We start from the raw sequence: 13,057 nt of genomic DNA, 5'->3' as shown, positions 1-13,057 counted from the left end.
TCGTTTTTTTTTAATCAATTTTTACAATATCTAACGGTGTAATGATTCCTATTAATTTTTGGTGTGGTTTGCCATGTTCTGTTATTAGTAATGCCTCAAAACGCCTACCTCTTTCCACTCCCTGTTTAAAAATTTCTTCTGCTTCATATATCGTTATGTATCTGCTCACAAACTTGTAATTCACCCTATTTTTCTCATGCATTAAAATATCATGCAACGTAGGAATTCCTTTAGGTAAATGGTCGCCACCCATTTTAGAGGCAAGCCAATTGGTGATTCCTACAGTTGTAATTAGCCCTCTAAATTGTTTATTAAAATAGACGGGGAACTGCGTATATTTTCGCTGGTGAATAACCTTTAACACATGCTTGAGGGAATCATTCTCTTGAAAAACAAGTACTCTCTTTCGGAACATTTGACCGACAAGCATAGGCTTAGCGAGCGTAGCATCTATGTATTCAATTCTTTCGACTACATCGGTATGTGGTTCAGCAATTACATAGTTAATAGAAGTACGATGATGGACAATTGCATTTCGCAGATCGGCGTATGACCGTAAATCATCTTCGTATTTTTTCACCAATACCTCTTTTTTCTTCGCTTGATCAACGAGCCGATAAAAGGGCGTAAAATCCTTAATGCCTACAATATCTCGTAATCTATGGTCTATTCGATTAAATGCTGTCAGGAAACGATCGGAATTTTCAGTCTCCACCTTTACGTACCCTCTTTCTCTAGTAACTTTATGTATTTTCCGAGTTATTTGACAAATTTCGAGTTACACCACCATTATATTCCTAAGTAATGGATATTCCAAGAATGTAATTTTTGCTGTCATTTATTTTTACATTCTCCCTTGAAAGTTACGTTATTATGAGGAATTGGACTATTTTACCCAGCAAGTAAGACAAATGATGGACATAGGATTTACAGTGAGAATGAATTAAATTTAAACATTAGGATTCAAATTAAAGGAAATAAGGAAATTCAAGCGCTTCTTAATAATACATGGGAGTGGGAGGCAAGCTTAAATCAACATGTTACTTTTCTTGTAGTGGAGCAAAGGAAAAGAATTAAGTGCACTCATAGAAACTGTCTTTGACTTTGATGATGTATTCAAGTATGTAAATTTGAATGACGAAGAAAATCGAGAAAAAGCGATTACTATTATCAAAGGGATTGAAGAATATAGAAAATTTACTTTTTATTGTTATTATTTATATGAGTTATCCATTTATGTGGTAACAAACCCAAGTATTAGGAGGTATTTGTTTTGAATGTGATTAAGTATTTTAAGAATCCTATGTTGATAGCTTGTTGTTCTACATTTTTATTAGGAACGTCTGTTTTAGCTGTAAATCCAAGTACTGCAAATGCACAAGATACTAGTAATAGTAATTTAACAAATGAAACCACACTATTTTCAAATGAAATGAGTATACATAATGAAGTTTATAATTTCTTTTTGGCTCTTGAAAAGCTCCCTTACGATATAGAAATATAAGGAGCTAAAAAATCTGCTGAATGGTTATCTGCAGAATCTGGTGTTGAAATTTTAGTTGATGAATATGATAATTTCATATTTCCTTCTATTCAAAAAGAAATGTCTTTATTAATAGACAATACTAGTTCGTCAGAAACATCACTTGTGCTTGCCAGAGCTTCGGTGGGTGAAGTTGCAACTTGCATTGGAACGGCTGGATTGGCAGCCTTGCCTTTCTCGAAAGTTACAAAACTAAAGACTATTTTTAATGCATTAGGTGGAATAACTAGAACTGTAGACATGACTTATACAAATTATAAATATCACCGAGCTTTACTAAACTCTGTTAAAAATTCGTTATCTAAAGCTATTAAGGATGTTGTAGACAAAGAGAAACTTGCTTCAGAAGTAAATGATTTATTAAAAGAAATTTTTGGTGTTACTGCTACAGTTGGTGCATGTAAACCTGTAATAGATGATCTTTTCGATTAAAGTCTATTATAAAGCATCACTGCAAAAACGTTTAAAGACTAAGAGACTGCCTTAAAGACAGTCTCTTAGTCTTTAGCTCTTCTAATCATATATTTCGTGTGTCAATCAGTTACATAAAAATTAACAGTACAGAGAGATTTTTTGTTAGATACCTGTTTTTTTAAATAAATTTTTAAATTTTAGTAGTAAAGAACATGAAATTGATATGGTAAGGTAAAAGGAGGTTGATATTAAAATGAAAATTTTTAAACTACCTTATTATTATTTAGTAATGTGTTTAGTCATATTAATAGCAATAATAATTAATTATAAGTCAACTACATCATTAATATTGTTACTAATTAGCTTTGTAGGTTTCTTCTTTTTATTTTATTTGGAGAAAAAGAAATCCGAAAAAAATAATTAAAAGGCAAAAAATAAGTATAGCAAACTAGAGGTATGGTTTTTACCATTCCTCATTTGAATTAAAGTTCGCGTAACTTGGCTACGATTTGCTCACACTCTTGTGCAAAATAGGCTTTCTTTTCTTCGGTTACTACTTCTTCTTGCTGACGAGTCGCAATTATAAAACCAACAGAAAAGAAGAAAAAATAGGTTCAAAGATCTAAAGACAGTAGGGACAATCTGTTGTCCCTACTGTCGTTGTGCTTGGTTCTTTTCACGCACTTAATTTTCCAATAAAGGGAATTTTTTATAATGCCTATAGCTGCTTAGAGAGCGTCTTTTTGCTCACATAACAGTTGTTAGCATCGTAAATCATTCCATCAATTTTACGCTTAGATCTTCAGCTCATAATCGGAGTAATGTAATAATCAAAAATTTATTAAGTTAGAGTGGAGGCTGGTAAGGGGTGTGAGGCTTCCCCCATATAGCGTATCTGAATTATGAGTAAGAGAGATTTTTCGATCGGATGAATTGGCAGTTTTGTACTTTTAAGGAGGCGTTGTCGATGAGAAATTATTTATACTTGATTGGGCATAAAAACAAGGGGATAGCGTTTCAATAGCCCATAAACTACGTGTTTCCCCTTCAAAGGGAGAGTACCAAATTGAAGGAAATTTGTTTAAAGCCTATTGACAAAAGTAATTGGGAAGAAGCAATTAGATTATCTGTTAAAGAGGAACAACAAGGATTTATTGCATCCAACCTTTATTCTATCGCAGAAGTTCAGTTTCTAGATAATTTCTTTGCAAAAGGTATTTATCTTAATAATAAAATGATAGGATTTACTATGTTTGGAATAGACCCTGATGACAATAATTATTGGATTTATAGACTAATGATTGACGAAGAATTTCAAGGTAAAGGTATAGGCAAACAAGCTATATATCTGGTTATAGAAGAGATAAGGAATAGTAATCATGCAAACATTCCTTTTATCATGATTGGATATGATCCTAAAAATCTTACAGCAAAATTTGCCTATAAAAGAGCAGGATTTATTGAGACTGAATTATCATCTTGGGGAGAACAATTAGCTAAGTAATCCTTGTAAGCACTTGAATTTACCACAATGACTAATAGTCTTTTTAAAGTAAATTTGATCAATCATTTTTCAAAATACGCTCTTTTCTATGATCTTTATCAACGTTATTAGTATCATTTGATTAAACTTTATTTAAAAACAACCAGCCCTTTCGTGGATCATGCTCTTTGTTGGGCTTATCCTGCTTATCAATGGTGGAATACTCTAACACAAAAGGACGGAAAAGTCTAAACGTATCAGATTTTCCGTCCTATATTTTTAAATTTTCGTCATAGCCGCATTTCTTTTCATCATTGTAATTCCAATGCAAATACAAAGAATTATAAGTCCTATTGTCATAATTAAACTCCACCAGTAATCAGACATCTCCATTGTTCCACGAACTAGTAAAGGTCCATAGCTTGCTAGCTTCCAAGGGGATATAGTCCAGAATAGTCCTACTACCATATCGACTATTTGCCCAATAAAGATAACCGTAAAGGCACATGTAGTAGCTATAATTGTTTTAAAACTAGCACTCATCATTAATGTCACAGCAATTACAAATATTAGCCAAACATAATACGTACAAAAGCTGGCAAGCAGTGGTCCAATTTCTAAAGTTCCGTATAGAATACTAGTGTAATACACGCTTGCTGCAAAGCCTGCTAAAATACTCACAAAACAAACTGCACTCATTACAATAAATTTACTCATAAAGTAGGCTCCAAAAGATATAGGTCTTACATATAATAAGGTAGCCGTACCACTCGCACGTTCTTTACTTATAATACCCACAAAAGAAGCCATTATCACCAATAACCCTATCGTTTGAAACTGCCCTATAGAAGCCTGTAATAGGTCAACGGGCATTAATTCAGGCATCAACATTTCAAAGCCTTCTGGCACATTTCCAACAGCATTTAAAATATCCATTATATAATAATTTATCAGGGGATCATTCATTCCGAGCAGGGCAAACACAAGAGGTATCCACAAAGATTTCCAACTTCGCCACGCCTCTCTAAATTCCTTTTGTAGAAGTACATTGAATCCTCTCATGCTTTTTTCGCCACCTTCATGAAAATTTCCTCCAACGATGCTGTTTGTCGTTCTACTTTTCTTATTGTATAAGGACAATTACTTAAACGATGAAGCAGCTCCTTCATCGTTGGCTCCTCATTCAATATCTCGATATATACATAACAGCCTACTACATGATCTGTCGAGCTTGCAAAAAGCTTTGCCTCTTCCTCACTAGAAAACTCAACTATATAATTTTGCTCATCAAAACGTTGGCGTACCTCTCGTAATGTTCCTTGCTCTACTAGTTTTCCATTTTGTAAGAATAATAGCTGATCCGTCATTTCTTCCGCATCGTTTAAAATATGAGTTGAATATAAAATGGTTGTCTCTTGTTGTAAACCTTTTAATAAATCAAGAACCTCTCTACGGCCAACAGGGTCTAGTGCTGAAACAGGTTCGTCTAATAACAGTAATTTTGGCTTATGCACAATTGCCTGGGAAATACCAAGGCGTTGCCTCATCCCACCAGAAAAAGTAGCTATTTTTTTATGTTGAACATTTCCTAACCCTACAAACTCTAATGTTTTTTGCGCTTCTAATTTAGCATTTTTTGCTGATACACCATTTAGCCGCGCAGCCATCTCAGTAAATTCTAACGCGCTTAGCCAAGGATGGAACTGTGGATATTGGGGTAAAAACCCTATATTTTCACGTAAATCCCCTTTTAGCATTTCTACACTTCCGGCAGTCGGCGTTAAGAGCCCTGTTAACATGGACAATGTTGTTGTCTTACCCGCGCCATTTGGCCCTATTAACGCCGTTGAAGTCTTTTCCTCTAGAATAAATTGAACATTATCTACAACATTGTGCTCTGCAAATCGTTTGGTCAAACCAGTTACTTGAAGTAATGTTGTCATGACTGCTTTCTCCCAACTATAAAGTACGCAATTGACCCTATTATATTTGTAAATAAAATAATAAATACCCATAAAATTTTTGGCCCATTCGTTGCATGTGTTTTACGCAAATCAATAAGTGCTACGATCATTAATATTAATTGAACGACGATGAGCGGTGCTATCACTGCCCATGGAACTTTTGCTAATTCCTCCATCATACAGATCACCCCATTAGTTGTTATACATTAACTATAACAATTTTGTTCTAACATGTATAGAACAAAATTTTGTTTTTTCTTCCAAATATTCTGTGCCATTTCCATAGGATAAGATGTCATGTTTTAGATAGTCCCCTGTTTCATCTTCTATACGCCCTGCTTCATTTATAAAAACAAAAAAAGATGTACCTTTATCAGCACATCTTTTCCTTTATTTATAAAGTTGTTGTAGAGCGTCTTCCATTTTAGGTCGAATCGTTACTTGTGGACGGGCCTTTTTTACCGCTGCCTCCGCTTCCTCTAGAGAATGAGCCAGCCCTAGCTCTATTAACACCGCAGTAGCTGCTACACCAGCACGACCACCGCCACTCCCACAGTGAACATATACCTTCTGTCCTACCTCATAGGACGAAGCAATTTCCTTAGCTACATGCTGAATAGATGATGCTACCGCAATATCTTCATCTGCAATTGGCATATGCTTATACGAATAAGAAACAGCCTCTTGCTCTTCTGAAGTAAGTCCCTGCACACGAACATCTATTACAACATCTACAGCTTCTTGCTCAAAAGCCGCCTCCGCATCTTTTGCGCCGCCAAAGAATATTTGATCCTTAACTAAAACATCATAGTTTTTTTCCATATTGGTCACACTCCATAGGATTATTTCAGTAAATGCTTAATATCCTCGTAATATGGTAAAGCCGTTAAAGCTCCTGCTTTTGTTGCTGCAAATGCTCCTAATTTATTGCCAAAGCTTGTACAGCGAACAAGCTCTTCTTTTGTTGTAGGCAAGCCATTGTAATGAACATCGCGTAATACCCCTGCCATAAATGCATCCCCTGCACCAGTAGTATCTACAGGTATTACCTTTTCAGTTGGTACATGGATGACCTCTCCATTCAACACAGCATAAGTGCCATTTTCTCCTACTGTTACTAAAATAATAGGCACTAAATAGCTACTTAGTTGTTCAATTCCTTCTTCTAAACTAGTCGTTTCCGTCAGGAAGAATAACTCATCATCTGTTACCTTTAAAATATCTACATCCTCAAAAAAGGACGTAATCGTTTCTCGACAAATTTCTTCACTACTCCAGCGTAATGGACGAATATTTGCATCCATCGCAATGATCGCACCTTTGTCCTTCGCCATTTCTACGGCAGCTTGAGTTGTAGCTAGAGCTGTCGGATGGAACATGGTCCCTGAACATACCGTTAAAGCAGAGGCATGTTTAAATGCTGCTTCATTTAACTGTAGTGGCTCCACTTGTAAATCAGGTGTTTCATCCACATAATCTTTAAAAATTCGTTCACAGGCTTCTGTCAGATGCACATAAACACCACTTACTCGTTTAGCTGGGTCGAATATGGCATAGTCAAGCTTGACACCTTCCTCTACAAGCCCATCACGCACAAACTGAGAACCCTCATCATCCCCTGTAATTGTAATTAGGGCAGATGGTGCGCCAATTCGGCTAATACCTGCTGCAACATTTACTGTTGCACCACCCATATATTTTGTAAATGATGTGTTTGTTACATCATCAGCAATATAGTCAATAAATGCATCTCCATAGACTAAAATAAAATCCTTATCTTGCTTCGTCATGATTGTCCTCCTGAAAGTCTAGTCATTATAGATTAACACGAAAATTGTCATTCTATAAAGGTTTAACTTTTGAGAGCATGCCTGAAAATTTGTGTCATCCACTAACTTTGTTATACTTGCCTATAGAAAGGTAGGGATTTTCAAGATGAGTATTACAATTCGACAAGCTCAACCACAAGATGCACATGCCGTTGTGCCTTTAATTATTGATGCGATTGGTGAGATTGCCAATCGTTTAACTGGCGAGCAATCGTCCGAGGCTGTTCGTCAAGAACTGACAACCCTTTTTCAGCGTGACGACAATCGACATTCTTATTTAAATACCTATGTCGCTACGGAGGATGAGCAAATAGTAGGAATTCTCGTTTATTATTATGGCGCACATGCCATTGCTATGGATGCTAACCTTGTAAAATGGTTAGAGGCTAAAAATGCTCCATCAATCATCATCGATCATGAGGCCCACGAAGATGAGGCTTATATCGATACAGTTTGTGTAACACCAGAAGCACGCGGTAAAGGAATTGGTACATTACTTTTACAATATGCCGAAGAACTGACAAAGCAGCATGGCTATACAAAGTTATCCTTAAATGTAGAAACTCAAAAAGAAGATGCTCGTCGTCTTTATGAACGTTTAGGCTTTGTTATTACTGAGCCTTGGTCCATAATCGATGAACCATTTCATCATATGGTGAAACAATTTTAGGAAGTGAAGATTGTATTCATGAAAACAAATTTAATTTACCCTCTTTTGATCGTCATTGCCTCTAGTAGCTACGGAATTTTGTCGACTATTGTCAAAGTAGCGATGCAGCATGGCTTTACATCTGCAGAGGCTGTATCGAGCCAATATATTATTGGCTTTATACTCGTTTTAGTTATTTTTATGTTGACAGATAGAAAATTACCTAAGCCATCAAAAAAAGGCATCCTTATATTATTATGTGCTGGTATTTTTACCGGAACGACTGGAATAGTGTATGGAGAATCTCTCAAGTATTTACCCGCCTCTCTTGCAGTAGTGATGCTGTTCCAATTTACATGGATAGGTTTGTTAATTGATTGTGCTCTACATAAAAGATTACCAAGTCGACCTGAAGTTATTTCGATTATTATCTTATTTGTAGGAACAATTTTAGCTGCAGGTGTTTTAAATGTAGATTTAAGTGGAATCCCTCTCCAAGGATGGTTATTCGGCTTTGCTGCTGCCGTTACCTTTGCCTGCTTCATTCAATTTAACTCTCGACCAGTGGAAGGGGTTACAACCACTTCAAGGGTATTTATCGTTTCCTTTGTAGCCCTTATAATGATCAGTATTTTCTTAAGTCCAGAAGTGATTTGGAACGGAAAATTGTTTATGGAAGGCTTATGGAAGTATGGATTAGCCCTCGGTCTATTCGGTATCATTTTACCTATATACTTATTCTCCATTGCTATTCCCAAAATTGGTGGTGCACTTGCTTCCATCTTAAGCGCTATTGAATTACCTGTTGCAGTTACCGTTTCCGTTATTGTCCTACATGAACCTTTAACTGCATTGCAAATTATGGGCATTGTTTTAGTGATAGTCGGTATGTTATTGCCGACAATTATTGCGCAACGCCGACAAAATGATAGCCTATTGGATGCACAAACTTAAACAGATAGAAAACTCCTTGAAAATGGAATATTCCTTTTTAAGGAGTTTTTTTGAACTTCATTGAAATGCCGTTGCTAATGGATTAGCACTTCGCTATGATGAAGGAAAATGTAATTTTTTAATAATTCTAACATGAATGTTACCCCTTCGTATTATACTGCAATATGTAAGTACCTTACTTTAAGAAAGGGGAAGTTGATGAAAAAAACACGTATTCTTAGTTTTTTCCTTGTGTTCATACTGTTTGTTTTAGCCGCATGTAGTGGAAACAATGACCGAAAAACTACAAATGATGCTGCCAATAACGATAAAACGACAGATGGCGACAAAACGGAAGTAGCGGCAACAACGCCATCTGGTAAGCTTGTTATTTACACAGGACGTGATGAAGAAATGGTGCAAAATGTAATCGATCAGTTTAATAAAAAGTATCCAGACATTGAAGTAGAATTTTTAACAATGGGCGCTCAGCAAATTTTAGAACGTTTACGTGGCGAAAGGGCTAATCCTCAGGCAGACTTTTGGTGGGGCGGCACACAATCAGCGCTCATTGTTGGGGCAAATGAAGACTTATTACATGCCTGGCAGCCTAGCTTTATTGACTCTATTGATGCTACACATAAAGATGTAGATGGCCGCTGGTTTGGAGAGATGCTGCTACCAGAAGTCATTATGATCAATAGTGATTTATTAACAAAAGAAAATGGGCCACAGGATTGGGATGACCTTCTTGACCCTAAATGGAAGAATCAAATTTTAATTCGGGGTGTGCTGGCTTCAGGAACAATGCGCACCATATATTCCTCTATGATTGTACGACAAGATGCGAACTCTCCTGATAAAGGCTATGAATGGCTATTACAATTAGACGCTAATACGAAGGAATATACGCAAGATCCTAATGCTTTGTACTTAAAGCTAACACGACAAGAAGGCAGTGTCTCCTTATGGAATCTACAAGATATTTTATTAAAGAAATATACAACTGATTATCCCTTTGATTATATTTATCCAAAAAGTGGAGCACCTATTTTGGTAGATGGTGTTGCAGTTGTCAACAATGCGAAAAATCTAGAGAATGCCAAACTATTTGTCGAATTTTTATTCGAAAAAGAGATGGTGACACAGTTAGCCAAAGATTATTATCAAATTCCTACACGATCTGATATCGATAAGGCATCCATGCCAGAGTGGTATCAAGAATTAGATTTAAAAACATTCGATATAGACTGGCAGCAAATGTCTGACAAAGAGGCTGAATGGATGGAATACTGGGATAACAATATTAAAGGCCGCGGTAATTAGTATCCGGGTGAAAATCCAGCTTTTTTAGTGGATTTTTACCTTACTATCTCATCCCCTATATAGCTATGAATCCTTTGTTGGAGAGGAGTTTTTTGTTGAAAAGAGTCACAATCGAAAATGTCTCGAAGCAGTTTGGTCAGTTGTATGGTGTGAAAGATGTAGATCTCGAAATAAAGGCTGGTGAATTCTTCACTTTTCTTGGGCCAAGCGGCTGCGGCAAGACAACTACTTTGAGAATGATTGCCGGTTTTTATTACCCAACTAAAGGTAAGATTCTATTTGATGAACAAGATGTCACTCGGCTTCAGCCAAATAAACGCAATATCGGTATGGTATTTCAAAACTATGCCCTTTTCCCTCATATGACAGTAGATGAAAACATCGCATTTGGTTTACAGGTTCGTAAATTTTCTAAAACTGAGATTCAGCGCAAGGTAGATCGAATTAGAAGACAAGTACATCTGTCAAATTACGGGGATAGAAAAATAAATGAGCTTTCTGGTGGGCAACAGCAACGTGTGGCTTTGGCTCGAGCTCTAGTAATTGAGCCAGATATTTTATTACTTGACGAACCATTATCCAATCTAGATGCAAAGTTACGTGAGGAAACACGTATTGAAATCAAACGGATTCAATCTGAGCTTGGTGTCACGACGATTTATGTTACCCATGATCAAATGGAGGCTATGGCGATGTCTGACCGAATCATGGTCATGGAAAACGGCTATATCAAGCAAATTGGGACTCCTCAGGAAATATATCACCGACCTGTAGATCGCTTTGTAGCTAACTTTATTGGCGAAACCAATTTAATTGAGGGCATATTAGAAGCAATTGAAGGCGAAGAAATACAAGTGAAAACAGCAAATGGACATATTTTTACTGGGCGAAAGCAACAGAGCTCTCCAGCATTGACGCATATGATTGGAGACAAAGTATTTATTTCAATACGTCCAGAATCTATTCATTTGGGGACTGGGGATAATACATTAACAGGAAAAATAACCTTTGTTGAATTCACAGGCATTAGCGTCAATTACATTGTAGATTGTAACGCCTTTTCACTTAAAGTAATGCTTATTAATTCTTATGACCAAATAAAAAAGATTGGCGAGGATATTACCATTCATATAACGCATGACTCGCTGTATTTTTTAGGGGAATAGGAGGAAGCCAATATGGAAAAGCAAACTGTCAATGCTTCTCAAGAAAGTATATGGACACGAATCTTTCATTCCAATTGGTTCATCTATATATTAATATCGCCATTATTTTTAGTGTTGTTCGCCTATGTCGTCTATCCCTTCTATCAAACATTTACTCAAAGCTTTGCTGGTGATGAACCATTCCTTCACTATAAAAAATTTTTCAATCTAGCAAGCCCAGCAAATTTAGAAGCTTTGTGGACCAGTATTTATATTTCTAGTATTAGCGTCCTTTGCTGCGCTATCGTTGGAGTAACTATGGCTTTTTTACTCGAACGCTATAACTTTCCTGGGAGACGAATACTTTCCATTTTAGTATTGGTCCCTATGGCACTTCCCCCCCTAGTCGGTGTGCTATCCTTTTCTTTTTTGTACGGAGATAGTGGTATTTTCCCTCGAGTCTTTCAGCATTTATTCGGTTTAGATCATGTACCCTTTTCATTGAAAGGGATTTGGGGAGTCATCGTTGTTCATACTTTCACCATGTATACTTATTTTTATTTAACCGCATCTGCTGCCATCAAGGGGCTAGATCCAGCTCTTGAAGAAGCGGCAACTAGTTTAGGTGCAGGGCGTATTCGCGTGTGGACAAAGGTTATTTTACCCATGCTGACCCCTTCCATTGTTGCTTCCTCCTTATTAGTGTTTATGATCTCTATGGCCTCCTATACGGCACCCTTAATGTTTGGTGTAGAAAGAACTATGACCATGCAAATCTACTTATCGCGTACTAATGGCAATCTTGAGATGGCCGCAACTCAGTCGATGATACTGTCCTTTGTCTCTATTACATTTTTAATGATGATGCGTTGGTATCAAAATCGCCGAAATTATCAAAATCTCAGTAAAGGGATAAGTGTCCATCGCTCGGAGGTATCCTCCAAGAAAATAAAAATAGCGGCAACTATTGCCTCCTTTATCGGCACGTTGATTTTGATCTTACCGATATTAGTGCTGATATTAATATCCTTTTCTGTTGATGGGGCATGGAAGACTCAAATACTCCCTACAGACTATACACTGGATCATTATATGGCTCTCTTTACTGATGAGCGTACATGGCGACCTATTTGGAATTCTATACAGATGGGTATCGTCGCAACATTTGGCAATATTATCTTTGGTGTTGCCGCAGCATATGCGATGGTCCGCTTAAATTTTAAAGGAAAAACATTACTCGACATTTTAATAATGGTACCTTGGGCTCTACCTGGGACAGTGGTAGCAGTCAATTTAATCGCCGCCTTTAGCACGGAAAACATCTTTGCCTTTAATCAAGTATTAATCGGGACATTTTGGATTTTACCATTAGCCTATTTCATCCGACATTTGCCACTTGTTTTCCGGTCAACCTCTGCCTCTCTCGTACAACTAGATCCGTCAATTGAAGAGGCATCACGTGGATTAGGCGCCAATTGGTGGTATACATTTAGACGCATCGTCATACCTTTAACATTCACCGGAATATTAGCGGGAACACTATTAGCCCTAGTACAAAGCTTTGGTGAATTTGTTGCATCCATACTTATATACAGTACATCTACTATTCCATTGTCTGTTGCCATATTCCAAAAATTGTATGCATTTAAATTTGGGACTGCGTGTGCCTACGGTGTCTTACAAATTTGCTTAATTTTAGTTGTCCTTATTATTTCTGAAAAACTATCAAAAGGCAGTGCTGGTACAGCTATTTAACTGCTAATCTATTAGG

At 36.7% G+C, this 13,057-nt stretch carries 14 protein-coding genes; 8 read left to right on the top strand and 6 right to left on the bottom strand.

From position 1 onward, the window contains the following. Positions 1 to 10: 10 nt before the first annotated feature. Positions 11 to 715, bottom strand: coding sequence for a CBS domain-containing protein (locus MKY80_RS00785; RefSeq protein ID WP_089986872.1), 705 nt, complete (start codon positions 713 to 715; stop codon positions 11 to 13). A gap of 558 nt (positions 716 to 1,273) precedes the next feature. Between MKY80_RS00785 and MKY80_RS00780 the strand changes: the two genes are divergently transcribed. From MKY80_RS00780 to MKY80_RS00770, 3 genes are all read left to right on the top strand, one after another. Then, on the top strand, positions 1,274 to 1,504 hold the full coding sequence (locus MKY80_RS00780) for a hypothetical protein (RefSeq protein WP_089986871.1): 231 nt from the start codon (positions 1,274 to 1,276) through the stop codon (positions 1,502 to 1,504). Between the two features lie 99 nt (positions 1,505 to 1,603). Then, positions 1,604 to 1,975, top strand: coding sequence for a hypothetical protein (locus MKY80_RS00775; protein WP_139150618.1), 372 nt, complete (start codon positions 1,604 to 1,606; stop codon positions 1,973 to 1,975). Positions 1,976 to 3,023: 1,048 nt separating this feature from the next. After that, positions 3,024 to 3,461 carry a GNAT family N-acetyltransferase gene (locus tag MKY80_RS00770; RefSeq protein ID WP_342531490.1) on the top strand — a complete coding sequence of 146 codons (438 nt, stop codon included), beginning with the start codon at positions 3,024 to 3,026 and terminating at the stop codon, positions 3,459 to 3,461. Positions 3,462 to 3,719: 258 nt separating this feature from the next. Here the strand turns inward: MKY80_RS00770 and MKY80_RS00765 are convergent, their stop codons facing one another. The 5 genes from MKY80_RS00765 to MKY80_RS00745 form a co-directional block, all read right to left on the bottom strand. Further along, positions 3,720 to 4,502 carry an ABC transporter permease subunit gene (locus MKY80_RS00765; RefSeq protein WP_342531488.1) on the bottom strand — a complete coding sequence of 261 codons (783 nt, stop codon included), beginning with the start codon at positions 4,500 to 4,502 and terminating at the stop codon, positions 3,720 to 3,722. Beyond that, entirely contained in the window at positions 4,499 to 5,383 is an 885-nt protein-coding gene (locus MKY80_RS00760; RefSeq protein WP_089986866.1) for an ABC transporter ATP-binding protein, read from the bottom strand. Before MKY80_RS00760 ends, MKY80_RS00765 begins: the two co-directional genes overlap by 4 nt. Further along, entirely contained in the window at positions 5,380 to 5,583 is a 204-nt protein-coding gene (locus MKY80_RS00755; protein WP_081937092.1) for a PLD nuclease N-terminal domain-containing protein, read from the bottom strand. The genes MKY80_RS00760 and MKY80_RS00755 overlap by 4 nt, the downstream gene beginning before the upstream one ends. 211 nt (positions 5,584 to 5,794) lie before the next feature. Next, on the bottom strand, positions 5,795 to 6,226 hold the full coding sequence (locus tag MKY80_RS00750) for a dual specificity protein phosphatase family protein (protein ID WP_089986865.1): 432 nt from the start codon (positions 6,224 to 6,226) through the stop codon (positions 5,795 to 5,797). 20 nt (positions 6,227 to 6,246) lie between these two features. Beyond that, on the bottom strand, positions 6,247 to 7,194 hold the full coding sequence (locus MKY80_RS00745; RefSeq protein WP_089986864.1) for a carbohydrate kinase: 948 nt from the start codon (positions 7,192 to 7,194) through the stop codon (positions 6,247 to 6,249). A gap of 145 nt (positions 7,195 to 7,339) precedes the next feature. Here MKY80_RS00745 and MKY80_RS00740 point away from each other — a divergent pair, with 145 nt between their 5' ends. The 5 genes from MKY80_RS00740 (at position 7,340) to MKY80_RS00720 (ending at position 13,041) form a co-directional block, all read left to right on the top strand. Then, entirely contained in the window at positions 7,340 to 7,903 is a 564-nt protein-coding gene (locus tag MKY80_RS00740; RefSeq protein WP_089986863.1) for a GNAT family N-acetyltransferase, read from the top strand. An 18-nt stretch (positions 7,904 to 7,921) separates the two neighbouring features. After that, the gene (locus MKY80_RS00735) at positions 7,922 to 8,836 is read left to right on the top strand and encodes a DMT family transporter (RefSeq protein WP_089986862.1); all 915 of its coding nucleotides are present in this window, start codon (positions 7,922 to 7,924) and stop codon (positions 8,834 to 8,836) included. A gap of 198 nt (positions 8,837 to 9,034) precedes the next feature. Further along, on the top strand, positions 9,035 to 10,141 hold the full coding sequence (locus tag MKY80_RS00730; protein ID WP_089986861.1) for an extracellular solute-binding protein: 1,107 nt from the start codon (positions 9,035 to 9,037) through the stop codon (positions 10,139 to 10,141). Between the two features lie 95 nt (positions 10,142 to 10,236). Beyond that, positions 10,237 to 11,307: an ABC transporter ATP-binding protein gene (locus MKY80_RS00725; RefSeq protein ID WP_089986860.1), complete on the top strand. Its 1,071-nt coding sequence runs from the start codon at positions 10,237 to 10,239 to the stop codon at positions 11,305 to 11,307. A 12-nt stretch (positions 11,308 to 11,319) separates the two neighbouring features. Then, on the top strand, positions 11,320 to 13,041 hold the full coding sequence (locus MKY80_RS00720; RefSeq protein WP_090003005.1) for an iron ABC transporter permease: 1,722 nt from the start codon (positions 11,320 to 11,322) through the stop codon (positions 13,039 to 13,041). Positions 13,042 to 13,057 lie beyond the last annotated feature (16 nt).

This window comes from Lysinibacillus sp. FSL R5-0849 (assembly GCF_038595075.1).
Classification (GTDB): domain Bacteria; phylum Bacillota; class Bacilli; order Bacillales_A; family Planococcaceae; genus Lysinibacillus; species Lysinibacillus fusiformis.
This window is presented reverse-complemented; position numbering and strand designations above follow the sequence as displayed.

Excerpts from the sequence above, each read along its gene's own strand:
- MKY80_RS00760 (WP_089986866.1), bottom strand. The coding sequence starts at position 5,383 with ATGACAACATTACTTCAAGTAACTGGTTTGACCAAACGATTTGCAGAG.
- MKY80_RS00750 (WP_089986865.1), bottom strand. The coding sequence starts at position 6,226 with ATGGAAAAAAACTATGATGTTTTAGTTAAGGATCAAATATTCTTTGGC.
- MKY80_RS00775 (WP_139150618.1), top strand. The coding sequence starts at position 1,604 with ATGTCTTTATTAATAGACAATACTAGTTCGTCAGAAACATCACTTGTG.
- MKY80_RS00730 (WP_089986861.1), top strand. The coding sequence starts at position 9,035 with ATGAAAAAAACACGTATTCTTAGTTTTTTCCTTGTGTTCATACTGTTT.
- MKY80_RS00740 (WP_089986863.1), top strand. The coding sequence starts at position 7,340 with ATGAGTATTACAATTCGACAAGCTCAACCACAAGATGCACATGCCGTT.
- MKY80_RS00745 (WP_089986864.1), bottom strand. The coding sequence starts at position 7,194 with ATGACGAAGCAAGATAAGGATTTTATTTTAGTCTATGGAGATGCATTT.
- MKY80_RS00765 (WP_342531488.1), bottom strand. The coding sequence starts at position 4,502 with ATGAGAGGATTCAATGTACTTCTACAAAAGGAATTTAGAGAGGCGTGG.
- MKY80_RS00755 (WP_081937092.1), bottom strand. The coding sequence starts at position 5,583 with ATGATGGAGGAATTAGCAAAAGTTCCATGGGCAGTGATAGCACCGCTC.
- MKY80_RS00735 (WP_089986862.1), top strand. The coding sequence starts at position 7,922 with ATGAAAACAAATTTAATTTACCCTCTTTTGATCGTCATTGCCTCTAGT.
- MKY80_RS00720 (WP_090003005.1), top strand. The coding sequence starts at position 11,320 with ATGGAAAAGCAAACTGTCAATGCTTCTCAAGAAAGTATATGGACACGA.